The organism is Candidatus Nitrososphaera sp. 86-2 (assembly GCF_056726185.1).
In genome coordinates this window covers 1,952,975-1,975,539 of sequence record NZ_JBWZON010000001.1, presented here as the reverse complement: position 1 = coordinate 1,975,539, position 22,565 = coordinate 1,952,975, and the positions used below count along the sequence as shown (strand labels likewise).

Sequence of the window (22,565 nt, the reverse complement as noted above, 5' to 3'; positions counted from 1 at the left end):
GCTACGAATATCCGTCCAGGTTTACCTCTTCAAGCGGCAGTATCTGCCTCGGCTCAAGGACCACCAGGCCCTGCGCCAGCCTCCTCATCTTTGGCACTATCCTGATGAACTCCTCCTTGTCGATGACCGTGTTGACGCCGAACCAGCCGTCCTCGGAAAGCGGGCTTATTGTCGGCCTCTTTAGCGCCGGCAATGACTTCAACAGCCTGTCGAGGTTCTCCTTCTTGACGTTGACAAAGATGTGCAATTTCTTGCGGCCGTCGACGACGCCCTTTAGCAACACCACCATGTCGGCAATTTTTTCGCGCTTTTTCTCGTCCTTTAGCGCTTTCTTGTTTGCGACAAGCACTGCCGTCGACGTGGCGACGGTGTCGATTATCTTTAGGTTATTTTGCACCAATGTCGTTCCTGTTTCCGTGATGTCGAAAATCGCGTCGACATCTTCTGGCGGCTTGGCCTCAGTTGCGCCAAAGGAAAGGAATATCTCGACCTTTTTGTTGTCGCCCACGCGCAGCCACGGCGTCACTATCATGGGGTCAGAGTCGCCGTACGCCTTTTTGTACGCCTTGGTCGACTTGATGTACGCCGAAGTAGTAGTCAGGTACTCGGACGAAAAGCGCAACGTCTTGTTCTTTTTGGCAAAGTCGGCCACCATCTCGTCGAGGCTCCCGTACGGAAAGCTGCTTGGGACCGCAATAACCTGCTTGACCTTGCCTATCTCTAGGTCGAGGAGCACTTCGACGTCCGCCTTGGCCTCCTTTATCCAGTCCCTGCCGGTTATGCCCACGTCGTAGAACCCTTCCTGGACATAGGTTGGGATCTCTTGCGGCCTCAAGATCTTGGCCTCTATCTCCGGGTCGGAGAGCCTCACCCTGTACGTCCGGCCCCTGCCGCTCACGCTCTGGTAGGCCTGCTCCAGAAGCTTGAAAGTGACTTCCTCAATGCTTCCTTTTGGGACCGCAAATTTGACAGTGGGCATATGTGCAGGTTCACAAATCGCGCTATCGCATATATATCTTGTAGTGGATGCCACCAGGTCTTTCAAAACTTGCCAATTATCTTGAAAAATTTATGGCAGCTAGCCTTTGCGCAGGCTCGCAAGCGCTTCTTTCGCCTTTTCCACGCTGACCTGCCCTTCGTCCGCTATTTTCTTTGCAACCGCGTCGACTTCGGCGCCGCTGGCGCCGGCCATCACCGCGACGTTTCTTGCGTGCAGGCGCATGTGGCCCTTCTGTATGCCCTCAGACGCAAGGGCGCGCATCGCAGCAAGGTTCTGGGCAAGGCCGGCGGCGGCTATTGCCATCGCAAGCTCTTTTGCATTGTTTACCCCGAGCACCTTTAGTGCAAGTTTTGCGGTGGGATGCACGTTTGCGACTCCGCCTACGACCCCAACTGCCAGCGGGAGCTCTATCTCTCCTGCAAGGTCTCCGCCCTTTGTGCGCCACCACCTCGTGAGGGAGCGGTACGTGCCGTCACGCGCCGCCCATGCATGGGCGCCGGCCTCTATAGCTCGAAAGTCCTGCCCCGTCGCAAGCGCCACCGCATCGACCCCGTTCATGACGCCCTTGTTGTGCGTGACTGCGCGGTAGACATCGGAATGCGCGAGGGCGTACGCGTACAGCATCCGCTCGACCGTTTCTTTGCCTCCAAGCTCGTCCCTGCCAAACACCGCCCTGCACCGGACCATCCTTTTTGTCGCATAGTTTGACAGGATCTTTAGAACAACGTCGCCTCCAGTTATCTCGGCGACCCTTGGCGCTATCGCCTCGCACATCGTGTTCACCGCGTTTGCGCCCATCGCGTCCTTGGCATCTATTATCAATTCGACAACGAGCATGCTGCCCATCCTGTTCCTGCTAGAGTCTTTTACCACGCGCGCCTGCAGGCCGACTGCCGAGACTGCCCTGCTCTTTGAATTTGCAATCGCCAGCAGCTCTTTTTTGCGCGCAAGCACTTTTCGCTTTGCCACGTCTATCTCTTTTTTGCGCAGCGCAACCACCTGCACCTGCCCTATCATGAGCGACTCGCCTGCCTCCGCGAAAAAGCCGCCCTTCGCCTTGGCAATCTTGGCCGCCTTGCTAGCAGCCGCTATCACGGACGGCTCTTCTATCGCCATTGGCACGAGGCGCTCGACGCCGTTTATCACAAAGCCGGTCGCTATGCCGAGTGGGATCGACATTATGCCGACCGCGTTTTCGACCATCCTGTTTGCCCCGTCAAACGCAAGGGGCTGGCCAAATGACGCCGTTTCCTCGCCCGTCAGCCCTGCCGACTCGCTAAGGAACGCAAGCCGCTCCTCGCGGCCCATCTCGTAGAATTTCTTTTTCTGCTCGCCCAAGGCAGTTAGCCTGCAGCTTGGCCACACTTAAAATCTTGTCACCGCCCTATGCTGCAACAAGAATCGACATCTGCCTAAAATAATGCATGAAAGAAAGTTCTTCGTTATATGTTATTCGTGAAATTTTTTATGTTATTATTCTATATTTTTTACGAAACCTTTTTAATTCCTCAAAAAGTTGCACAGCGCTAATGAACAGGAAGACAACCTTTGCAGCCGCAGGCACTGCCGCCATCCTGGCAGCAGCCGTGCTGGCTTTTACAACGACGAGTCAGGCAGCCTTTGCTGCCAACGTAAATATCGACATTGTGTCGGGAGCGGAAGACAAGGGCGACCACGCATTTTCTCCAAGTCCCTCCGATGTCCACGTAGGCGACACGGTGACGTGGACAAACAAGGACTCTAGCGGGCATACCGTAACATCAGGTTCGGGCACGCCTGACGGCAAGTTCGGGGTCAAGGCAGATGGAGGTCCTGACGTCATACTGCCAAACAAGACGCAGGAATTCAAGCCGACTGCGCCGGGCGACTATTCGTACTTCTGTATGCTCCACCCGTCGATGGTTGGCAAGCTCAAGGTAGAGCCAGCCGGCGCCAGCTAAAAGAAAGGGTACACGGCATAACGTACGCAATAGATACTCCATACACCACCACCCATTTCCTTTACACTTGTTTTATCGGCAGGCACCGTTGCACTACCAACACGTATACCCTGCTGGCATTCACGTCATGGCAAAAGCCTATTTTTTCATGCCTCATTTTTTGCGGGTCGTATACCAGAGGACTCCAAAAACTGCAGTTGCGGCAAGGGGTATCAAGAACATAAGAGAAGAAGAGGCTCCTTCCGATCGGCTTCCTCCATCAGAGGGCGGACCGAAAATATCCGGGTTGCCTGTAAAAAGCGGAGGATTCAAAGTCTCGTTTCCTGCGCTGGGCGAATCGTAATAGGAGCTGACCCTGCAATTGACAATCACCGAGGTATAGTTCTCAAATATCCTTCTGGCACCGTCATAGTCATGGAGAAGCTGCAGCATCTTGGACGCCTTTTCGAGGTTCCTGTAGGCCACTGCTTTTTCCGTATTTGCCATGTCGGAGCACGTCCATAACGCACTCTTGGCGTACTCTATTTGCGGCTGCAGATCCTGCTCCCTTGCATCCTGAGTTTTCATCAAAGTCCCAAGCCAGCCGTAGGCGTTGGTAAAGCCGCCCAACAGCGTAAAACCAGCGCTCACTAGGGTAAAGGTTGCAAGCGCCCTCTCTGTCTTGCCGCGTGGGATTTTTGTTGATGATGATGCCGTATATGTGGATAATATTATGCCTAGCCTGTTATTTTAAGAACCAAGGCAAAAAATTCTAGAAAAGAATCTGCTAACGCCGTCAAAGGCGTGTGTGAACCCCTCCCTCAAGGTTCCTGTATGTGCAGTATCTTGTCGTCGCCGGGGTTGGGTATCGCCCTTCCGTCGCGGTTTGAAGTCAGCACGTACAGCGTGCCGTCGGGAGCCTCCACCACGTCGCGTATCCTGCCGTAGCTCGTCAGGATGTTCATGGTTGTGTTGTTTGAAAGGTCGACCTTGCGCAGCTGCATCGCCTTGAGCGACGCGACGAGCAGGTCGCCCTTGTAGCCCAGCTTGTCCGAGTGTGCAATCGCCATGCCTGACGGCGCAATGGCAGGGTTGAAACACGCGACCGGCTTTTCAAACCTCTTGGCGTCGCATTCCTCGACCGGCCAGCCATAGTTTTCGCCCGGCTTTATCAGGTTGATTTCATCGTTGCCAGACTCGCCGTGCTCCGCCGCGTACATGTTGCCTTTCGCGTCCCAGGCAAGCCCTTGCACGTTTCTGTGGCCGTACGAGTAGACGGGCGAGCCGGAGAACGGATTGTCCTCCGGTATCGAGCCGTCCGGGTTTATGCGCAGTATCTTGCCTGCAAGCGAGCCGGCGTTCTGCGCAAGCTGTGGCTGCTTGACGTCGCCTGTTGCAATGTATAATTTGCCGTCCGGCCCGAACCTTATCCTGCCGCCGTCGTTCCTGTCAGAGGCCGGTATCTTGTCAAGTACGACCTTGGAGTCAACGATCTTGTTGTCCTTCTCTGTCAGCATCATGACCTTGTTAAAGACTGCCGTGCCGTTGGTGTACGTCTGGTAGATGTAGAGCAGGTGGTTCTGAGCAAAATTGGGGTGGAGCGCAAGGCCAAGAAGTCCTGCCTCGCCCTGCTGCGCCACGTTGATGTACGCCGCAGGGTCCGAAAGGAGCGTGCCGTTTGCAGCCACGACCCGTATCGCTCCTGTCCTTTCGGTGAAGAACAGCCGGCCGTCCTGCGCCACATCGATAGCCCAAGGAACGTCTAGATTCTCTGCCACCACCTTTATGCCGGAGCTAATGCCAGTGCTGTTTTTGCCCGATGACGGCTCGGGGATTGGTATCGTAGTCGAAGAGGGCGTGAAAAATATCGTCGCCACGGACGCGATGATGATTGCCACCGCCGCCACAAGCGTCAGCTTACGGTCCCGCTCCATCGCAAAGGGGTTGGGTGGAGAAGGCTTAAAATGTAATCCCTCGTCTTTACCCTATGAAAGTATCCGACATCATGGTTGCAGACGTCGCAAGCGTCGCCTCGGAAGATACCGTAGCCAAGGCGTTTTCCGTCATGATAGACAGGTCGGTGAACCAGCTGCCGCTAATAGACGACGGAGGCAGGTATGCTGGCATGGTTTTTGCCAAGCACCTCCTTTCCTCAAGCGCCCAGCCGGCCTCGAAAATAAAGGGCCACGCGGTCAACACGCAGGCTCTTAGCCTTGACGACGACGTCGAAAAGGCCGCAAGGCTGGTTCTTGGAAGCGGCAACAGGGCGCTTCCCGTCGTTGAAAGCAACGGCAGGCTCGCCGGAATCGTCAGCGAGACGGACATCGCCCAGACTGCCGACTTTGGCCACGCCATCGTCGACGAGGTGATGTCCGGCGCCATTGTAATTGAAGAGGGGACCCAACTTGCGGACGCCATGTCAAAGATGCGCCGCTACAATATCTCCCGATTGCCCGTGATAAGCAAAAAGGGCGTCCTCTGCGGGGTCATAAACATACTCGATGCCGCGTCCATAACGGCGACAAACCCCAAGGAGCGCACGAGCCGGTCCGCCGGCATCTCGGGGGACAAGTCCAAGGTGCAGGGCGACGTGAAGGTAAAAGACATCATGCGAAGGGCGGTGTCCGTCGAGCGGGGGACAAAGATGAACGAGCTGTCGGAGCATTTCAGGCGCAACGAGGAGATAGTGGTGGTGGGCGACGGCAGGCCGATGGGAATAGTGACGCCAAAGGACGCGCTGGAGCTGATACTGCCTCCCAAAAAGGACGGGCCGGCAATACACATGGCGCACCTTGAAGACGACCGGGACAGGCGCGAGATAGAAGAGCAAATTGCAAAATTCGTGAAAAAAATCCAGGGCAAGCTGGGCGACATCCAGTCTGTAATAGTGTACGCGGACAAGCACAAGACCCGGAAATACTCTGTCAGGTGCCGGCTGATGACCGCAAGGGGCGTGATAAACGCAAAGGCGGTGGGCTATGACCCGATAAGCGCGGCAAAAGAGCTGATAGAAAAGCTTGACAGGCAGATAAAGGCCGAGCACACGCAGAAGGTAAAGGGCAGGGAGCACCGCGAGTCAGCAAGGAAAGCCGAAGAAGAAGTGTAGGCGCGGACGAGGAGATTTGAACTCCTGATCGCCCGAAGGCGAATCGGCTTTCTGTCCGGCCATAACCGACTCAAGGCCGACGCATTACTGTGTCTCGCGTAGAGAGACCACTCTGCCACGTCCGCGCAATGCAATCCTCTTGCCCGCCTACTTTTATACGTTATAACGGATTTGGGTAGGCAGAGGAGCTTTATGGTTCTGGCTTATTCGACTTCTCCATAATGCACAGTCCTTACATGCTCCTCCCTTTCCTGTAAATCGTCGAAATCAAGCTGGCACATGTAGCACGACCATTTGTACCTGGGAGGCCGCTTCTCAGGTCTTGTCCTGAACGCGTTTGCAAAATACTTTGAAAGGGCAGACGCCATGACGTAATATCATGTGCAAAATATTTAACAATTACTAAAGAAATTGTTATAATACAATATTCAAGATCGATAGGCGTGAGATATTCTTAATTTTTTTGTTCAAACGTATATTTTTTGGATTTGCATTCTGTCAGCTGGCAGGGCTTCATAGGCACCTTTGACAGTTCGTACGGCCTATCCGCTCGGTTGCTACCAGCCTGGCAGCATTCTATTTGCTATCGAGAAGAGACGTCAGGCGTTATCTACACAATAAAGAAGCCGTTGCATAGAATCATGCGCTGTGTGCTATCACAAAATGCAAGACCGCAGACCTCGGGTAACTATATTACGTGTCATGGGTAAACAAGGGTTAAAATAATTCTCTGCCTAGTTTACGCATGTCAACAAACTTTCTCAGCAAGAAAGTGATCGTAGTTAGCATTCTAGCTGTCGTCGCAGTGTCTGCAATTTTCGTGGCATCGTCTATGATGGCACAGGCAGCTGCACAACAGCAGCAACAACAGACAATGATGTGGATGCGAGGGGCAGGCGGAGGCATGATGATGAAGAATGTGCCTGAAATAAAAGGATCGGTGAGCGTCGCAAATGAAACAACGGGCTTTATCAATGAAAACGTCAAGGTGCCCTTTGTAGCAGCGGCCAAGACTGCGCAGGAGCAGGTGGCCAACGGGACCGTGCTTGGCGGGCACATGGGCATGGTGCAGGGATATCTCGTGCACACGTTCTTTGTGGCAGACACTTCAAACCAGACAGGACATCTGGTCATAGTTGACGCGGGAAACGGCCAGGTGCTCTACACCTCTGAAGGCCATCCTCTGGGTTCGTTCGGCCAAATGTCTGGACACTGGGGAGGACCTTGGCATGGAGGATGGTGGGGCGGACCCTGGAAGGGGCATGGATTTGGCTGGGGGATGTGGCACTAGCCCCTCCTCTCTTCTTTGTTAAAGATCGTCGAGGAGGCCCAGCAAAAATGACAAGCCATAATCAAGGCGGCGGGCAACAAGAGCCAGGCGCGCTAGATTGCGAGCACTGCTCTCAGAGGAGGGCCGAGATATTCCAGGTAACAGGCGACTATTGCTTGCAGTGCTGGCAGGACGAGACGCATCCAAATGTCTGATGTAACGTATCGAAATAGATCCGCAAAAATGATCACACAAATGTGTATTGAAATAGCGACTAAACTATTGAAAATCATAGGGGTTCTATCGATCACCTCTTTTTCAGGGTCTTTGGCATTCCATCTGATCCGCCACTCCAAAAGTTCATTTCAATCTCTGCAGTAAGGAAGATGATGCTCAAGTCTCTTGACTTTCTGTATGTTCCTGCGCCTGATATCGAATCTTCGGTGAGATACTACACACAAGTGCTTGGAGGCGAACTGCTATGGAAAATACATGCCTACGGAGTTTGGGTTGCATGCATTGATCTTTTGAAGGGTGAGAAGAAGCCGTATGTTCTACTTGCCGACCACATCAAAAGGAATGATGTGATGCTGATATATCAGGTGGAGAACCTTGAAAACGCAGCTAGGCAACTAAAATCAAGAGGCTGGAAGGAAGAAAGCAGAATTGAAATTCCTCCCGGTCCATGCTGCACTTTCCGCGATCCTGCAGGTAATGCCCTTGTCATGTATGAAAACAAACGGCCTTATGTTATGCAGGAGTTTAGAGGCAAGATTGACTCCACCACCTGAGGTGGCATCATCGTCGCTTCGTAACATTGTTACTGGACCATCATGAGGAATAATGGTCCAAAGGGTTTCATCTTGAATATGGGATTCAAATCCCAACGAGTTCATAGATGATGAGCTGAACTAGTCCGGACCTAGAGGAACTCGAATTCTCCGCTGCAAAAGTAGCAGCGTAGGGTGAAATTATTAGCTCTTTTATCTTCTTGTGCAGAAGCACACAATATGTGGCTGAAATTGTTCATTGTAAATACACTGCTGCAAGGAATTATGCACAAGCGTGCTCAAATTATGCATTTATGCACGCTTGAAAAACAGGGCCATGCATTACTTATTCTAGGTCAATAAAGATATTCCCCGGCCTGCCGTTTGCCCGCAGCCCTATCCTCATCTTGCCTTCGCCGTACTCTACGTCGCCGATGCTGTCCTTGAACCCGCGCGACGCAAGGTGGATGCGGCTTGATTTCAAATTTATTGTGTACGTCCCGCTGTCGCTTTCTGTCGCAGAGACGAACCTTACCATCTTTTCGTTGACTAACTCGAACAGCTCCCTGCATACTGGGTTTATTATCTCCCACGCTTGCGCTTCTGAAAGCTCTTTTGGCATTTCCTACTACAGTTCGTCCTTGGCGCCCGAATAAATATTATTTTTATTGATTGTACAGAACATCTGCCTCTTTGTACAAGTGCCTGACTCGACCTGCTGCCCTCTTTAATACGCCGGCGTGCGCACAATATGACGATAATGGCAGCTGCTGCCGGCGAACATTTTATGGCCCACCCTTCCACCAGGATAGGCTACGTCAGCCTGAACGTGTCGGACATCCCGCAGTCGCTAGAGTTCTACCAGTCTATTCTCGGATTCGAGGTGGTGGGAAGGCCGTCCGGCGATAGGGCGCTTCTCTCTTCCGACGGCAACTCCAAGCACCTCGTGGAGCTGCGCAAGGCTGCAAAGCCGGCAGGGTACGAGAAGAAGAGGGCGGGGCTGTACCATTTTGCGATGCTCCTGCCGGAAAGGAAATTCCTTGCCGACGCACTCGTGCTCCTTGGGGAAAGGCGCGGCCAGGTGCACTTTGACGGCATGGCCGACCACGGCGTTTCCGAATCGGTGTACATCCGCGACCCGGATTTCAACGGCATAGAGATCTACCGGGACAGGCCCCGCGCGGAATGGCAGCTATTGTCTGGAGGGCGTGTCAAGGTGGTGACTGAAAGACTGGACACGGAAAACCTGCTGGCGCAGGCCACGACCGCAGGCTGGAAGGGCGTGCCAGCGGGAACCACCATAGGCCATATGCACCTGCACGTGCGCGACCTTGACAAGGCAATGCAGTTTTACTCGCAGGCCCTTGGCTTTGGCCTCACACTTGCGCTTCCCGGCGCGTACTTTTTTGCCGCAGGGAGTTATCACCACCATGTCGCGGTAAACACGTGGCTTGGCAACGATGTTGTCGCCGCTGCCTCACCGGAAGAGGAGGAAGTCGGCCTGAACCACTTTGCTATCAAAGTCCCCGATGAAAAAGAGCTGCAGCGAGCGACAAATAATCTGTCGAGCCGGGGCGTGCTGCTGGCGTCGCAAGAGCGCGGCTCTGTCACCGTGCGCGACCCTGACGGCATTGCCATAAAACTGTACTACAAATAATCAGTACGCTGCGACGATACTGCTACTACTGCTGCTCTGCTTCGTCCTTTTTTTCACGCGCAGCGGCAGCTTGCAGCATGGGCACCGACAGCTGTCCCACTTTATGTAGATGTCGCAGGACGAGCAGCGCTTGTAGCCGAGGCTGTACGCCGAGTTCTTGCCCCCGCCAATAGTCTCCAGCCGGGTGCACAGCCCCCTACATCCAAGGACCAACGCTGCGTATATGACAATATCAATACTTATGCGTCAGGTACGCATTGCAATCGCCTGCAATCGGTTTCAGCGTTTCAGCATCGTTATTATAGTTCAAACGTGGAAAATCTACTTGTCCATGACAGATGATTCTAAAAAAACAGTCACGATGACATTCCGCATCGAAGAGAGCGTCATGGGCAAGCTCAGGTCAGAGTCTGACAAGCGCGAAGTCAGCCTCAACACGCTTGTCAACCAGATACTGAAGCGCTTTGTCGAGTGGGACGTGTACGAGCCCAAGGTCGGCATGATACCAATCGCAAGGCCGCTGGTGCACGCGCTCTTTGACAGCATGGACAGGGAGGCGATAATCGAGATGGCGCAAAAAATAGGAAAAGGCGTGGTCCACGACATCGCGCTTTTCATGAAGACTAGGATGGACCTCTCGTCGTTCCTGTCATGGCTTGAGACTAGGATGAAAAGCTCGTCGATAGAGTTTTCCCACAGCGAAAACGAGGGCCGGCACGTCTTTGTCATGAAGCACGACCTCGGCTACAATTGGTCGCTCTACCACAAGACGCTTTTGGAGCAGATATTCAACGAGATCCTGAACAGGCGCGTGGACATCATGGTGTCAAACACGATGCTCACGCTCACCGTCGACGAATAGTGTTTCAGGCCGCAGACTCGTACGCGGATATTTTCGGCGGCCTTGCCATGAAGGCAAGCGCCTCCGCGTGCAGCCTGGCGTGCTCCTGCGTTGTATGCATCTTGGCAAACGCCTCTCTGCTTTCCATGAGGACCATTATGATGTGCTGCCCAGCAGGCGACTTTAGCAGCCTTCTTGCAATAAAGCCGTCCTGCCCTGCAAGAACGCGGTTTGACTGCGAAAACCACTTTTTGAAAGCTTCCTCCTTTCCTTTCTTCAGCTCGATCTCGGCTATTGCCACGAACATGACGCCTTCCAAGAGCGCGCGCTTTTCCACCAGCCAGTCGGCCAACGGCATCACGTTTGTTCCGCCCATATTAAAACAAAAAGTCTGCATTGCAAGCGCCGGCAATCAGGCGCACACCTGCTGTCGGCTGCAAAAGGTTGCAGGCGATTATGGTACAGAGGCGGGCTTGCTGTGTATACGGCCTGCCTATATGCAAAACTGGGGACAGCTTTTCCATGTCGAGTGAAAACAACAGCAATACTGGAGGGAAAAAGCTCCTCGCCTTTGCAATCGTGGCTGCAGTCGTTTCAAGCGCAGCGGCCGGCTCGCTCTTCTTCCTTGCGCCAGAAGGCCAGGCGGCGGGAGTGGTGGCAGCGGCGGCAGGCGGTAATAATAATGATGGTGCTAAAAAGAAGGAAGTCACGCTCGTGGCCGAGGAGGCCGAGATAGAGATAGCGCCCGGCGAGCGGGTGAAGGCGTGGACGTACAACGGCACCGTGCCCGGGCCGACCCTCCGGTTCACCGAGGGCGACAACGTCACTCTGCATTTCATAAACAAGACCCCTCTTGCTCACACTGTTCACCTGCACGGGAATCACGACGACGAAAGCGACGGCGTCAACCCGCAGATACTTCCCGGGCAGACGTACAACTATACCTTCGTGGCCGACCCTGCAGGCGCGCTGATGTACCACTGCCACGCGTACCCGACGTCGCACCACATCAGGATGGGCATGTACGGCGCGCTGATAATAGACCCCAAGGATAAGCCCGCTCCTGCAAGGGAGTTTGCGATAGTGATGGGAGAGTTTGACCCAGAGAATCAAGAGAACTTTGTGCCAAAGTACTATCTCGTAAACGGTTACGCGGACCAGTACATGGGAGACAACATGCTGCACGCCAAGCAGGGCGAGCTTGTCAGGATGTACGTCATTAACATGGGCACCACGATTCCATATTCGTTCCACCTGCACAGCACCATCTTCAAGGCGTACCCATCGGGGCTCTGGTCCAATGCTCCAATAGACGCCCAGACTGTCGAGATAGGGCCGGGAAACGCCGCCATCATCGAGGCAAAGTGGAAGTGGCCAGGGACGTACCTATTCCACAGCCACGGCCTGCAGGAGGAGCGGGGCAACATGGGCGAGATAATGGTCGAGCCATCGCAGGGGCCGTACCAGGCAGAGTCAATGATAGGCTGGCAGCACGAGCAGATTGAAAAGCTGCAAAAGCCGGAGATGACGACGACAGAGCACGCCAGCGGTGCAAACAACGCCACAGCTACCGCCGCCCCTGCAGCAGGCCATCACGGCACGGGACCGCAGGTCGCGATTGCAAAAGGCTCGTGGGACAACAAGCAAAAAGAGAACTATTCCCCGCGCGAAATGTCCGTCAACGCAGGATCGGAACTGACATGGGAAAACCATGACGCCACCATGCATACCGTCACGGACAGGAAGGGAGCCTTTGACTCGTCGATGATATACGCTGGCGGCTCGTGGACGCACAAGTTCGACAGCGCAGGCAAGTACGACTATTACTGCGCGCTGCATCCGTGGATGGAAGGAAGCGTGACTGTGGGGTGAGTTATTTTTTCATCCACTTCCTTTCTTCCAGGTACTCTACCAGCTTTAGCAATTCCTGTACCCTTGCGCTTCCGCCTGCCTCTCTCCTGCACGATTCATAGTGGCGCAGGATCTGCCTGTCCTCCTCGCTTGAAATGCTCTTTTCAGCCGCTTCAAAGAACTTTTCCTCCTTGCCTGTGTGGTCGGTTACAAACGCGGCGTACGTTTTCAAAAACCGCGCGACGGGTTCTCTGCCGTTGGCAGCTCCACTCTTCCACTCTTTCAGGTTGCGGAGCATCATCCTTGCGACCCTGCGACCGAACTCGTGCTCTATCGTGAACTTGCGCACCTCCTCCGCGTAGCCCTCGCTTTTGTGCTCGCTTGCCGGAAAGTACGCCTTTTCCTCCTTGCCGTGGTGGAACGCGTCGACAAACTCCTCAATGACCACGGAGATTATCTCTATCTCCTCAAGCGGGATGTCGTCGCCGGCGTACAGCCTGTCGGAGCACCTCTGCGCGACGTCGCGTATGCGCCTGATGACGACGTGGTCGTGTACGAGCTCCCTGGTGCTCACCGCGGGAAAAATGCGCACCGTCTCTCTATAATATCTCTGCGCTTAAACGCTCAAATACCATTGCGTCTCGCTATAACTCAGAGATGACAGCGACTGAACTGGACGGCAGTCAAGAAGTCACTTACCTTGACTGGAACAACGCCCTGGACGTGCTTGAAAAGGCCCAAAAAGCCGGGCTCTTTGTGCTAATCATCGGCCCCAAGGGGACCGGCAAGACCACGCTCGTGCGCAAGTTCGCCTCGGCGATGAAAAAAGAGCTTTATTCCGTCAACTTTTCGCTCAGGACGAGGGAGTCGCACCTTGTCGGCACTAGGACGATTGACAAGGGGCAGATAAGCTTTGTAGAAGGCGTGCTGGTAAAATCGATGAAGGAAGGCACGATGCTGTACCTTGACGAGCTCAACGCCGCCGAGGCAGACGTGCTTTTGCGCCTCGACGAGGCCCTTGACGACAGGCGCCAGCTGGTGCTCAAGGAGGCAGAGGGCCAGCTGATAAAGGCGTCACCGGGCTGGTTCGTGATTGCGACGATTAACCCGCTTTCGCACGTAGGCACGAAGGAGCTTCCGCCGCAGCTCTTGAGCAGGTTCCCGGTGAGGATGAGGCTTGACTACCCGCCGGAAGAGCTGGAACTAGAGATAGTAAAGAGGCATGTGAACATGGACGACGGCAGGATGCGCGACGTCAAGCACGCCATACAGCTTGCAAGGAGCCTGCGCGACGCCGCGTCGGTGGAAGAGCTGTACTACAGCCCATCGCTCCGGGAGACGATTGCGTTTGCCAAGATGCTCAACGCAGGTCTTTCCGGCAGGCAGGCCGCTGAAGTGGTGTACGCCAACGCGTACGACCAGTGGGGCCAGGTGGAGTACCAGAAGGTCCTGGACATGATAACTTCTATCTTTGGCGACAGGTAACACACAGCATGTCAAAGCTTGAAAAGGCCGTGATGCGAAACGACGTCCTTTTGGACATCGCCACGTTCCTTGCCCGCAGGTGGTCGGGAAACGACAGGGTGATAATCGCCCTTGCGCCGGACAAGCCGCCGGCGACAAAGCCGGACACGAGCCAGGTGACGCTCCCCACCCTTGCCTACTATGTAGGCACGGATTTCCAGAAGTACCGGCAGTGGCGCGTCGCCCTGTGGTACGAGTCGATGCGTATGCGCCATTCAAGCAAGGTGCTGTCAAACGAGCACGCGTTTGGCTTTCTCCTGAACACGCTAGAGACAAAGAGGGTTGAGATTCTGGGCTTGCGCGACTGGGAGGGCATGGAAAACGAGCTTATATTTTATGAGGGGATTTCGTGGCAGTCCCGGCAGCTTTTAAACACCATCTACGGCCGGTACAAGATAGCAGAGGCGTTTTCGCAGTATTTCCTGACAGGCTATGTCAAGGGCGAGTTGTTCGGTGGCGAGCTTGAAAAGGTGCAGGGGGCAGTCGAGTTTGCCAATGAGGTGGTAAAGGAGGCCCTCGACAACAATTATGGTACAGAGTGGGTGGAGCAGCAGATTCCAAAGCTGATAAAAATGCTAGAGCTTGACCCGCTAGTCTCTATACCCGTCCTTGCGCCCCGCACGCGGATGGGCGCCTCTCTGACGCAGCAGGACGTGCTAAAGCAGATAGAGAAGGTCGTCAGGACGAAAAAGAAGGAGAAGGATTCCGAGGAAAAGTCAAAGGAGATCTACGAGGGAAACGACGTGCTGCACGAGTTCGAGGCGCTGGTCAAGGAGAGCAAGAAAACCGAGAACAAGGGCTACGACAGCCTGGAGAACTTTGGCCTGAGCGTGCCGGACAGGATGGACGTGGACGAGGCGCAGATCTACGACCTCGACCTGATACAGAAGGTCAAGGCCGCCTTTCGGCAGTGGAAGACAGGCTGGGTAGAGCGCCACGACGAGACGGGCGAGGAGCTTGACATCGAGACGATTGTAGAGTCCCTGCCAAAGCCGTTTCTCTCTGACGTGAAACTGTCGATAAAGTCCAAGGTCGTGCTGCTGCTTGACCATTCGAGCAGCATAGCCGACGTGGAGATGGAATACAAGCAGGCCACGGTGGCGCTCTGCGAGGCTCTCAGCTACCTCGGCGTGAAATTTGCAGTGTACGCGTTTTCCACCGAGAACCGGCAGGTAAAGTGCTGGGTGGTCAAGCCGCCTGCGGTAAAGTGGTCGCTTGTTTGCGCCCGCCGGCTCGTACAGATAAAGGCTGTGGGCGGCACTCCGCTCGCAGAAGTCTATGGGCTGTTGCAGCCGGTGCTAAAGTCTTTCAAGCCGGACATATTCGTGACCCTGACCGACGGCGAGCCGTCAGACTTTGACGCCGTGAGGGCGATGGTGCTCTCGTACCGCAAGGTCGGGGTAAAGATGGTGGCAATAGGAGTCGGGCGCAACCTCAACGACGCGGTAGGCATCGGCCAGAACTTGAAGCACCTGAACTATGAAAAGGCCCTGTCGGTCAGCCGTCTCCAGGACATGCCGACAAAAGTAATAAAGCTGCTGCGTTCCTAGAGCGACAGTTTCGGGTTTTCCTTCTTTACCTTTTCCCAGTCTGCAAGAAAAGCCGCAAGCCCCTTGTCCGTGAGCGGGTGGGCCATCATCTTGCCGAGGATGTCCGGCGGTAGCGTGACTACGTGCGCGCCAATTTTGCCTGCTTCTACCACGTGCATCGGGTGGCGCACGCTTGCCACGAGCACGTTTGTGGTGAACTTGTAGTTGCCAAAGATCTGCACTATCTCGCGAATCAGTGTCATGCCGTCCTGCCCCGCGTCGTCCAGCCTGCCTATGAACGGGCTGACGTACGAGGCGCCTGCCTTTGCGGCAATCACGGCCTGGTTTGCAGAAAAGATCAGGGTGACGTTCGTCTCTATCCCCTCCTCCTTGAGCTTTTTTACGGCCTTCATGCCATCGGGGAGCATCGGGATTTTCACCACGACGTTTCTGCCGTATTTTTTCAGCCTGTGCGCCTCTTCCATCATGCTGTCATAGTCCGTTCCGACGACCTCCAGGCTCACCGGGCCCTTGACGATGCGCACGATTTCGTACATGATGTCCGCCGGGTTTCCCTTCTCCTTTGACAGGAGAGTCGGGTTGGTGGTGACTCCGTCGACTAGGCCCATGTCGTTGTACTTTTTTATCGAGTCGAGGTTGGCCGTGTCAAGAAAGATCTTCATTTTTATTTTCTAATCCTGCTCCTTGCTTCAACAACTGCCTTTGCTATTTCTGTTGCGGTCAGGCCGTATTTTTCAAGGAGCGTGTCTACCTCCTCGTCCCTTGACGACTCGCCAAACGTGTCTCGCACGCCTACGCGCCTTATGGGGACCGGGTATGTCTCGCCGGCCGCCTCTGACACTGCCGCGCCTAGGCCGCCGATTATGTTGTGCTCTTCAGCCGTTGCAATTGCGCCGGTTTCCTTGGCGCATTTTGCAACAAGGTCAAAGTCAATCGGCTTTATCGTAAACATGTCGACCACCCTTGCGGATATTCCTTCGCGCTTTAGCGCGTCTGCCGCTTCAAGGGCTTTTCCGACCATCAGGCCGCACGCAATTATGGTAGCGTCAGAGCCGTCCACGAGCACGTTTCCTCTGCCTACCCTGAACTGGTCGGCCGGCGTAGACTCTGCATAGACGAGTTCCGTAGTCGGCCTTGCGATGCGCATGTAGAATGGCCCCGGCGTGTCGACTGCGACCTTTATCAGGTGCCTGACTGCGATAGCGTCTGCCGGTACCAGGACGCGCATGTTTGGCATGACGCGCGTGGTGCTCAGGTCTTCAATCTGCTGGTGCGTCGCGCCGTCCGGGCCCACCGTGAGCCCTCCGTGCGACACTACGAGCTTTACATTGAGCGCAGGATAGCATATTGCGTTCCGTATCTGGTCGACCGCCCTTCCCGGGATAAAAGCCGCGTAGGTGCTTGCAAAAGCCACCTTGCCTGCAATCGCCAGGCCGGCGGCAATCGAGACTAGATTTGCCTCTGCTATGCCGACGTTGAACATGCGCTCGGGGTACTTGTCGCCGAATTTCTTGGTCTTGAGCGAGTCGGTTGTGTCGCCTCCGACACAGACGATGCGCGAGTCTGTCTTGCCAAGCTCCACCAGGGCGTCGCCGTACGCGCCCCTCATGTCTGCCGTCTTTTTCTCGCTACTTAACAGCATGAAGCTCTGCCTCTATCCCAAGTTCAGAAGCGTACGGAATCAATATATGTTTACGCGCCTTCATCCAGTCGCCCCTTATGCCGAGGCGCGTCGCGTGGTCGAGCAGTTTCCTCTCTAGCGCGACTGCCGCCTTGTGGCGCAGCTGTATCACCGCCGTGTGCACGTCGACGTTGCCGTAGACTGCGTTGCCTGTCACGAATATGCGGGCGCCGGCGTCGTATACCTGCGGCAATGTTGTTGAATCGATGCCGCCATCCGCCTCTATGTAACCTTTGAAGCCGTGCTCGCGCAGTTTCTTGTCGACTGCGACCATCTTTGGCAAGACTTCGGGCATGAACTTCTGCCCCGCAAAGCCGGGGTTGACAGACATGACAATCACTACGTCGACGTTTGAAATGTGCGGGTACAGCCAATCCGGTATGTCCGTCTTGGGGTTTATCGCAATCCCCGGGCTGATGCCTGCCGCCAAGCACCTGTCCTGTATCTGGACAAACTCGCCCTCGTTGCACGCCTCTGCGTGGACGGTGATGACGTCGCAGCGCGCGTCAATGTACTCGTCAATGTGCTCAAGGGGCTTTTCTATCATCAGGTGCGCGTCAAAGGGAAGCGCAGTCACGCGCCGCAGGCGCTTTATCGTGTCTGCAAAGAACGTGGTGTTTGGCACGAACTTGCCGTCCATCACGTCGAGGTGTATCATCTCCACCCCCTCGCGCTCGACCTTGCGTATCTTGTCATCATAGTTCTCTTTTTCGCCGGCGATTATGGAGGGTGCTATGAAATACTCACTTTCAAGTTCCTCAAGGAGCACCGGCGTCTGCTTTTTGGAAGGCGCCTTTCCGTGCCACTGCGGGTTGTTGGCCATGTGGCGTATGCCGTTTCCCTTCACCGTATTTGCCACTATCATCACCGGCTTGTCCTTTACCTGAGAAGCCCTGTTGAGCGCGTCCACCAGCTGCTCGACGCGGTGGCCGTCGACTTCGAATACCTGCCAGTTGAACGCCTCCCACTTGTTCTTTGCCGGGTCAAGAGGCATGATGTCCTCGGTAAAGCCGTCCTGCTGGATGCGGTTTCTGTCAAGCACTGCCACTAGGTTGTCGAGCTTGAATTTTGCAGCAGCCATCGAGGCTTCCCACACCTGGCCCTCATTCGATTCGCCGTCGCCTATCATGACGTAGACGCGGTTTTTCTTGCCGTCCAGCTTGCTTGCAAGCGCGATGCCGACTCCGACAGAGAGCCCGATGCCTTCTGACCCGCCAGAATACTCTACGCCGGGCACGCTGTGGTCCTTCTGGTGATTAGAGTAACGCACGGGATGGCCCTGAAGCCGGGCGCCCAGCTTGCGAAGCGTCTTTAATTCCTCCGGCGGAAAATAGCCTGCCACAGCAAGCGTAGAGTAATAGCCGGGCGCCGAGTGCGCCTTTGAATTGATGAAGTAGTCGCGCTCTTGCCACGCCGGGTCTTTCGGGTCGTGCCTCATCCTGCGGAAGTAGAGCGTGCTCATTATCTCTGCTGCAGAAAACGACGCGCCCGGGTGGCCGGAACCGGCCTCCGCGATTCCCTGAATGGCCCACATTCGGACCTCGCGTATCTTCCTCTTTAGCTCCAGATAGCGCATGTCAAATCCCATTATTGTCATTGTCACCCTGCAAGCAACAGCCCAAGCGGCAGCTGACACCTATTCTTGAGGAAATAAAAACATAGCTCCCCACATGCCTCCGCTAAGGCTATAACGCCGGCAGTGCAATGTACGCTGAAGCTTGTCGCTGTCATCGACGTTTGCAAGGCCGCTTCTCATATACGACGACAAGTGCTACTCGTGCACCAAGTTCGCCAGGACTGCAAGCGCCCTCTCAAGGGGCTGGATACGCACCGCGGGCCACTATCACTCGGAGGAGGCCAAGAGGGCTAAGGAGATGATATTTCCGAAAAGCTATGACTCAACCCGCATGTTCTGGCTCGTCAACAGGTCAGGAGCACACGGGGCCCGCTCGGGCCTGCCGCCGCTTGCAAAAGAGGTAGTGGCAGGGTGGTTCAAGGGAGGCAGAAAGAACATGGACATGTTTGCGCCAGTCTGCGAGTATGACGGCACCCCATCTATGTCGTGTTACACGCCAACCAACATCTTCAAGCGGCTGGCCAAGATGCTGTCGCACGGCGCGACCTTTTCCTTCCTCTCATGATCATATTATTAAAATAACAAAGAAAGCAACACAATATTCCATATGGTCCAGATCAGGGTGGAAAAGGCCAAGATTGATCAAAAGCAGACTTCTCTATTGGTTATCGGCGTGTTTGAAGGCGAGCAGGATTTCTCTCAGTCCAAAGAGCTCGACCCATTCGTACTGACGTACATAAAGGAGGCCCTTGAGAACAAGGATTTCCGGGGCACATTTGGCTCCAGCATGGTCGCGTACACGCTAGGCAAGGGGCCCATGAAGAAGGTCTTGCTCCTCGGCCTCGGCAAGCGTGAAAAATTCACCGACGAGATGGCTAGGATATGCGCCGGCAAGGCGGCCCACAGGGCAAAAGACCTCGGAACAAGAGAGTTCTCGATACTGCAGTTCTCAAACCTCGACGAGGGGCTCGTGGAGGCCATGACTGAGGGAATCGCCCTTGCACTCTACTCGTTTGACAAGTACAAGGCGCAGGACAAGGATGCTGGCCGCGTCGAAGAAGTCACCATCCTGATAAACTCGGACTCGCCGCGCTTTTCCATGATAGCCGAGCGCGCAAGCCACGTCGCAGACGCCGTCAACTTTGCCCGCGACCTCGGGAACCTGCCACCAAACGACTGCCCGCCGGCGCACCTTGCGTCGGTGGCGCTGTCGCTTGCGGCCGACTATGGCATGAAGGCCCGCGTCATCGACCGCTACGAGCTAGAGAACATGAACATGGGTGGAATAGTCGCAGTGGGCAAGGGCAGCAACAACCCTCCCAAACTGATAATCCTCGAATACAACGGCGCCGCAAGCGATGCCAAGCCATACCTGCTGGTGGGAAAAGCAGTCACGTTTGACACCGGCGGCATATCGCTAAAGTCAGGCGACAAGATGGACGAGATGAAGTTTGACAAGTGCGGCGGCTGCGACGTGCTTGCGATACTCCGGGCGGTGGCATCGCTAAAGCTTGCGGTAAACGTGGTGGGCATCGTGCCGTCGGCCGAGAACATGCCGTCAAGCACGTCATACAGGCCCGGCGACATTATCAGGATGTACAGCGGCAAGACCGTCGAGGTGCTCAACACGGACGCCGAGGGGCGCCTTATTCTCGCCGACGCGCTGGCGTACGGGATTGCCACCTACAGCCCCAAGGCGGTAATCGACATGGCCACCCTCACGGGGGCGGCAATAATCGCCCTTGGCTCCAACGTCGCGGCGCTTGTCGGAAACAACAAGCAGCTGACCGACAGGGTGCGCAGGATGGCGGAAAAGGCTGGCGAGCGCATGTGGGACCTGCCCCTGTTCGACGAGTTCCATGAGCAGATAAAAAGCCCGTACGCGGACATCAAGAACATCGGCGGCAGGTCAGGCGGCGCCATAACCGCAGCGGCGTTTCTCTCTAATTTCATCAACGGCGTGCCGTGGGTCCACATGGACATCGCCGGAACCGCGTGGACGCAGGACGGCACCTACGAGAGAAGCTACAACCCGAAAGGCGCCACGGGCTTTGGAATAAGGACTCTTTTAAAGCTGCTCGGAGAGGAGGAAAAGCCGTCGCCGCAACAACAACAGCAACAGCAGGGACAACAACAACAGCAGCAATAGTAGAGTAGAGCGAGAGATGCCGATTTTTGCAGTCGACGCCCTTGTGGAGGCCCTTGCGGCGCTTGGCTACGCGTGCAGGGCAGGATCCAGGTCGGACATCAGGCCGGACAGGTGGCCCTATTTTGAGCGGTGGCTGCAAAACCGCGACGGCTTTGTGACGATGGAAAGCGGCCATATTGATTTTATAGGAATAGAGGAGGTTGTGCGCATGGGGCCGTTCTTCAACGTCTACTGCCTTGTCGGAAACGACTCACTGTCTGGAAGCGACGACAACGCCCACAACCTGCTGGACGCAAGCCCTTATTTCGACCTGCACCGGGGCAAGCCAAGGAACCTCGGCTGGAGCGGAGGCGTGCTTTCAAATCTGCTCGCAAAGGACGCCGAGCTTTCAGACGAGCTTGCGAAAAACATCATGAAGGAAGAGTGCAAGAGAATAAGCGTCCGGGCGCACAACTATTGCTGCGTCGTGGAAACTTCTGTATGGGACCCCGCCGGCCTTGCCTCCGTGTTTGGGATAATGGACAGGGCGGCGATGCACGCGCGCAAGCTGATGAAGCAGGTGCACTTTGGGGAAAACGAGTATGTTTAGTAAAATATAGTAAAATGCCAGCACTGCTGCTTCCCGACCGCTCACGCAGATCAGTAACACAGCAGCGACGGCAGGTTTGACTTCCGGGTTCGGAATGGGACCGGGTCGCACCCTGCCGCTATGACCGGCTTACTCTCTTTTCCGAGAAGGGGTTAATTTAACCTTGCTCTTGGCGTTTTCCATCTTTCGCATTTCCTCCCTGATAAGCGAATGCCTGAGGCTCGTAGAGACCAGAACCTCGCGGTTCAGGGATATGGTGACTGACTCTACTCCCTCGACCTTCTCCAGCAAGCGAGTCTTGCTTGTCACGTCAGTTAACGAACTTCCCATGCAGAGCATGTACTTCATCGGCGGTTCCTGGGTGCGGTGAGTCAGGGCAGTCTCGCCCATTATCCTCCGCACCTCGCTCATGCCGACCCTCCCTGCGACCAGCAGCTGGCATATCAATTCGCCTGAATCCGTCAGCGCCCCCAGACTGGGTTCGATGGAAATCGTTTTCGTCTCTACGAGTGTCTCAAGATGCTTGCGCACCGTCTTTGGGCTCAGCCCCGTGGACTTGACAAGTTGGTCAAACGGCAGCCTCGGCTCGTCGACAAGGGCGTCCATTATGGACAGGCCGATAACCGAAACCGGCGCGCGCTTTTTGTTGCGCGGAGTAAAAGCCCGTCCCGAGGGCTGGACGCCAAGGATGTTCGCAAGGGCGTCTGTAGCCTCTCGCTCGTCTTTCACCCACAGCCCGGCAGTCACGCGCCCGTCGAGTTTCCATGCCACCCAAGACACGTCTGGCGCTTCAAGCGCCGCCAGCACCGTTTTTCGCGTAAAATCGCCGCGAAAGAACAGCAAGAGATAATCGCGGTCAAACACGCCCGGGTCTATCGACAGCATGAACCCCTGGAGGACTCCTTTGCCCTTCAGGCGCTCCAGCCTGTCTCGAACCGCAGGAGCAGAGAGCGAGACTCGCCGGCCAAGCGACCGGTAGCTCCGGCGCGCGTTATCCTCCAGCGCCACGAGCAGCTGAAAGTCCTTCGAGTCCATACGCTCTGTTTGCGTTGGTGACAGGATAAAAGTTTCCCTTTATCAAA

Annotated in this window: 25 protein-coding genes, 1 tRNA gene and 1 rRNA gene; 13 read left to right on the top strand and 14 right to left on the bottom strand. The window is 55.3% G+C overall.

What is annotated here, in order from left to right:
• Nucleotide 1 precedes the first annotated feature (1 nt).
• Nucleotides 2–979 (bottom strand): ATP phosphoribosyltransferase, encoded by a 978-nt coding sequence (gene hisG, locus ACYOR7_RS11815; protein WP_294805358.1) that lies wholly within the window; start codon nucleotides 977–979, stop codon nucleotides 2–4.
• 99 nt (nucleotides 980–1,078) lie between these two features.
• Nucleotides 1,079–2,338, bottom strand: coding sequence for a hydroxymethylglutaryl-CoA reductase, degradative (locus ACYOR7_RS11810; protein WP_479914047.1), 1,260 nt, complete (start codon nucleotides 2,336–2,338; stop codon nucleotides 1,079–1,081).
• A gap of 191 nt (nucleotides 2,339–2,529) precedes the next feature.
• On the opposite strand from ACYOR7_RS11810, the gene ACYOR7_RS11805 reads away from it, so the two are divergent.
• Nucleotides 2,530–2,940 (top strand): cupredoxin domain-containing protein, encoded by a 411-nt coding sequence (locus ACYOR7_RS11805; protein ID WP_294805362.1) that lies wholly within the window; start codon nucleotides 2,530–2,532, stop codon nucleotides 2,938–2,940.
• A 153-nt stretch (nucleotides 2,941–3,093) separates the two neighbouring features.
• Here the strand turns inward: ACYOR7_RS11805 and ACYOR7_RS11800 are convergent, their stop codons facing one another.
• Both ACYOR7_RS11800 and ACYOR7_RS11795 read right to left on the bottom strand, forming a co-directional pair.
• Nucleotides 3,094–3,549: a hypothetical protein gene (locus tag ACYOR7_RS11800; protein WP_479914046.1), complete on the bottom strand. Its 456-nt coding sequence runs from the start codon at nucleotides 3,547–3,549 to the stop codon at nucleotides 3,094–3,096.
• A 191-nt stretch (nucleotides 3,550–3,740) separates the two neighbouring features.
• Nucleotides 3,741–4,853, bottom strand: coding sequence for a PQQ-dependent sugar dehydrogenase (locus ACYOR7_RS11795; RefSeq protein ID WP_294805366.1), 1,113 nt, complete (start codon nucleotides 4,851–4,853; stop codon nucleotides 3,741–3,743).
• Between the two features lie 53 nt (nucleotides 4,854–4,906).
• On the opposite strand from ACYOR7_RS11795, the gene ACYOR7_RS11790 reads away from it, so the two are divergent.
• Nucleotides 4,907–6,025, top strand: a complete 1,119-nt coding sequence (locus ACYOR7_RS11790) for a CBS domain-containing protein (protein ID WP_479914045.1) — start codon at nucleotides 4,907–4,909, stop codon at nucleotides 6,023–6,025.
• A gap of 1 nt (nucleotide 6,026) precedes the next feature.
• Here the strand turns inward: ACYOR7_RS11790 and ACYOR7_RS11785 are convergent.
• Nucleotides 6,027–6,150, bottom strand: a tRNA-Ser gene (locus ACYOR7_RS11785).
• Between the two features lie 620 nt (nucleotides 6,151–6,770).
• Here ACYOR7_RS11785 and ACYOR7_RS11780 point away from each other — a divergent pair.
• The 3 genes from ACYOR7_RS11780 (at nucleotide 6,771) to ACYOR7_RS11770 (ending at nucleotide 8,086) form a co-directional block, all read left to right on the top strand.
• Nucleotides 6,771–7,316: a PepSY domain-containing protein gene (locus ACYOR7_RS11780; protein WP_479914044.1), complete on the top strand. Its 546-nt coding sequence runs from the start codon at nucleotides 6,771–6,773 to the stop codon at nucleotides 7,314–7,316.
• A 47-nt stretch (nucleotides 7,317–7,363) separates the two neighbouring features.
• A complete protein-coding gene (locus ACYOR7_RS11775; RefSeq protein ID WP_479914043.1) occupies nucleotides 7,364–7,510 on the top strand; it encodes a hypothetical protein in 147 nt (48 codons plus the stop codon).
• Nucleotides 7,511–7,681: 171 nt separating this feature from the next.
• Nucleotides 7,682–8,086: a VOC family protein gene (locus ACYOR7_RS11770; protein ID WP_479914042.1), complete on the top strand. Its 405-nt coding sequence runs from the start codon at nucleotides 7,682–7,684 to the stop codon at nucleotides 8,084–8,086.
• 325 nt (nucleotides 8,087–8,411) lie between these two features.
• Here the strand turns inward: ACYOR7_RS11770 and ACYOR7_RS11765 are convergent, their stop codons facing one another.
• Nucleotides 8,412–8,687: a hypothetical protein gene (locus ACYOR7_RS11765; protein WP_294805597.1), complete on the bottom strand. Its 276-nt coding sequence runs from the start codon at nucleotides 8,685–8,687 to the stop codon at nucleotides 8,412–8,414.
• A gap of 138 nt (nucleotides 8,688–8,825) precedes the next feature.
• Here ACYOR7_RS11765 and ACYOR7_RS11760 point away from each other — a divergent pair, with 138 nt between their 5' ends.
• On the top strand, nucleotides 8,826–9,722 hold the full coding sequence (locus ACYOR7_RS11760) for a VOC family protein (RefSeq protein WP_479914041.1): 897 nt from the start codon (nucleotides 8,826–8,828) through the stop codon (nucleotides 9,720–9,722).
• Here the strand turns inward: ACYOR7_RS11760 and ACYOR7_RS11755 are convergent, their stop codons facing one another.
• Entirely contained in the window at nucleotides 9,723–9,935 is a 213-nt protein-coding gene (locus ACYOR7_RS11755) for a hypothetical protein (RefSeq protein WP_294805595.1), read from the bottom strand.
• A gap of 118 nt (nucleotides 9,936–10,053) precedes the next feature.
• Here ACYOR7_RS11755 and ACYOR7_RS11750 point away from each other — a divergent pair, with 118 nt between their 5' ends.
• Entirely contained in the window at nucleotides 10,054–10,584 is a 531-nt protein-coding gene (locus tag ACYOR7_RS11750; protein ID WP_294805594.1) for a hypothetical protein, read from the top strand.
• A 4-nt stretch (nucleotides 10,585–10,588) separates the two neighbouring features.
• On the opposite strand, the gene ACYOR7_RS11745 is transcribed toward ACYOR7_RS11750, so the two are convergent.
• The gene (locus tag ACYOR7_RS11745; RefSeq protein ID WP_294805593.1) at nucleotides 10,589–10,939 is read right to left on the bottom strand and encodes an antibiotic biosynthesis monooxygenase family protein; all 351 of its coding nucleotides are present in this window, start codon (nucleotides 10,937–10,939) and stop codon (nucleotides 10,589–10,591) included.
• A gap of 146 nt (nucleotides 10,940–11,085) precedes the next feature.
• Here ACYOR7_RS11745 and ACYOR7_RS11740 point away from each other — a divergent pair, with 146 nt between their 5' ends.
• Nucleotides 11,086–12,435 (top strand): multicopper oxidase domain-containing protein, encoded by a 1,350-nt coding sequence (locus ACYOR7_RS11740; RefSeq protein WP_294805592.1) that lies wholly within the window; start codon nucleotides 11,086–11,088, stop codon nucleotides 12,433–12,435.
• Nucleotide 12,436: 1 nt separating this feature from the next.
• Here ACYOR7_RS11740 and ACYOR7_RS11735 read toward each other — a convergent pair whose 3' ends face one another.
• A complete protein-coding gene (locus ACYOR7_RS11735) occupies nucleotides 12,437–12,988 on the bottom strand; it encodes a hemerythrin domain-containing protein (RefSeq protein WP_479914040.1) in 552 nt (183 codons plus the stop codon).
• A gap of 83 nt (nucleotides 12,989–13,071) precedes the next feature.
• Here ACYOR7_RS11735 and ACYOR7_RS11730 point away from each other — a divergent pair, with 83 nt between their 5' ends.
• Nucleotides 13,072–13,899 (top strand): AAA family ATPase, encoded by an 828-nt coding sequence (locus ACYOR7_RS11730; RefSeq protein WP_294805590.1) that lies wholly within the window; start codon nucleotides 13,072–13,074, stop codon nucleotides 13,897–13,899.
• 8 nt (nucleotides 13,900–13,907) lie between these two features.
• Nucleotides 13,908–15,488, top strand: coding sequence for a vWA domain-containing protein (locus tag ACYOR7_RS11725; RefSeq protein WP_294805589.1), 1,581 nt, complete (start codon nucleotides 13,908–13,910; stop codon nucleotides 15,486–15,488).
• Here the strand turns inward: ACYOR7_RS11725 and fsa are convergent.
• Genes fsa through ACYOR7_RS11710 form a run of 3 tightly spaced genes read right to left on the bottom strand, consistent with a single transcriptional unit; the run spans nucleotide 15,485 to nucleotide 18,766 of the window.
• Nucleotides 15,485–16,150 (bottom strand): fructose-6-phosphate aldolase, encoded by a 666-nt coding sequence (fsa, locus tag ACYOR7_RS11720; protein WP_294805588.1) that lies wholly within the window; start codon nucleotides 16,148–16,150, stop codon nucleotides 15,485–15,487. The two genes, ACYOR7_RS11725 and fsa, sit on opposite strands and share 4 nt — an antisense overlap.
• Nucleotides 16,151–16,152: 2 nt before the next feature.
• Nucleotides 16,153–17,130, bottom strand: coding sequence for a transketolase family protein (locus tag ACYOR7_RS11715; protein ID WP_294805587.1), 978 nt, complete (start codon nucleotides 17,128–17,130; stop codon nucleotides 16,153–16,155).
• Complete coding sequence (locus tag ACYOR7_RS11710) at nucleotides 17,117–18,766, bottom strand: ribulose-phosphate 3-epimerase (RefSeq protein ID WP_294805586.1); 1,650 nt, start codon at nucleotides 18,764–18,766, stop codon at nucleotides 17,117–17,119. The genes ACYOR7_RS11715 and ACYOR7_RS11710 overlap by 14 nt, the downstream gene beginning before the upstream one ends.
• 121 nt (nucleotides 18,767–18,887) lie before the next feature.
• Here ACYOR7_RS11710 and ACYOR7_RS11705 point away from each other — a divergent pair, with 121 nt between their 5' ends.
• From ACYOR7_RS11705 to ACYOR7_RS11695, 3 genes are read left to right on the top strand one after another with little or no spacing between them, the layout of a single operon-like run.
• Nucleotides 18,888–19,310, top strand: a complete 423-nt coding sequence (locus ACYOR7_RS11705) for a hypothetical protein (protein WP_294805585.1) — start codon at nucleotides 18,888–18,890, stop codon at nucleotides 19,308–19,310.
• 42 nt (nucleotides 19,311–19,352) lie between these two features.
• Nucleotides 19,353–20,894 (top strand): leucyl aminopeptidase, encoded by a 1,542-nt coding sequence (locus ACYOR7_RS11700; RefSeq protein ID WP_294805584.1) that lies wholly within the window; start codon nucleotides 19,353–19,355, stop codon nucleotides 20,892–20,894.
• Between the two features lie 16 nt (nucleotides 20,895–20,910).
• Complete coding sequence (locus tag ACYOR7_RS11695) at nucleotides 20,911–21,483, top strand: hypothetical protein (protein ID WP_294805583.1); 573 nt, start codon at nucleotides 20,911–20,913, stop codon at nucleotides 21,481–21,483.
• A 12-nt stretch (nucleotides 21,484–21,495) separates the two neighbouring features.
• Here ACYOR7_RS11695 and rrf read toward each other — a convergent pair.
• Both rrf and ACYOR7_RS11685 read right to left on the bottom strand, forming a co-directional pair.
• Nucleotides 21,496–21,615: ribosomal RNA gene (gene rrf, locus ACYOR7_RS11690) — 5S ribosomal RNA — on the bottom strand.
• Complete coding sequence (locus tag ACYOR7_RS11685) at nucleotides 21,613–22,518, bottom strand: winged helix-turn-helix transcriptional regulator (protein WP_294805582.1); 906 nt, start codon at nucleotides 22,516–22,518, stop codon at nucleotides 21,613–21,615. Before ACYOR7_RS11685 ends, rrf begins: the two co-directional genes overlap by 3 nt.
• Nucleotides 22,519–22,565 lie beyond the last annotated feature (47 nt).